At 54.2% G+C, this 334-nt stretch carries 1 pseudogene; it reads left to right on the plus strand.

Annotation, left to right across the window (positions count from 1 at the left end):
• Positions 1-248: pseudogene (locus tag FD01_RS16655) on the plus strand (IS30 family transposase); the annotation flags it as partial.
• Between the last annotated feature and the right edge of the window lie 86 nt (positions 249-334).

Genomic DNA, 334 nt, shown 5'->3' on the forward strand with positions numbered 1-334 from the left:
CTGGGACGGAAACTGAGATCTTCTACGCCCATCCTTACACGTCCTGCGACCGTGGCACCAACGAGGCACATAACCGGATGATCCGCCAGGACTTCCCTAAGGGCATGTCCCTAGATGACATTAGCCCTAGTCAAGTGCAGGCCACGCAAGACCGCTTGAATCAGTTGCCTCGCAAACAACAGGGCTACTGCACACCCCAGCAAAACTTTGAGGCCGAAGCTCGGCGCGTTCGTCGCATGGCCCAGTAGTCTCTCTAGCGCCACAACTTCTATTTGATAACGGCCTGTTCTGGGATTGTCCTCAACGACTGGCTAACTTGTTCTTGCAATTTACG

Source organism: Lacticaseibacillus manihotivorans DSM 13343 = JCM 12514, from assembly GCF_001435035.1.
GTDB classification, from domain to species: Bacteria; Bacillota; Bacilli; order Lactobacillales; family Lactobacillaceae; genus Lacticaseibacillus; species Lacticaseibacillus manihotivorans.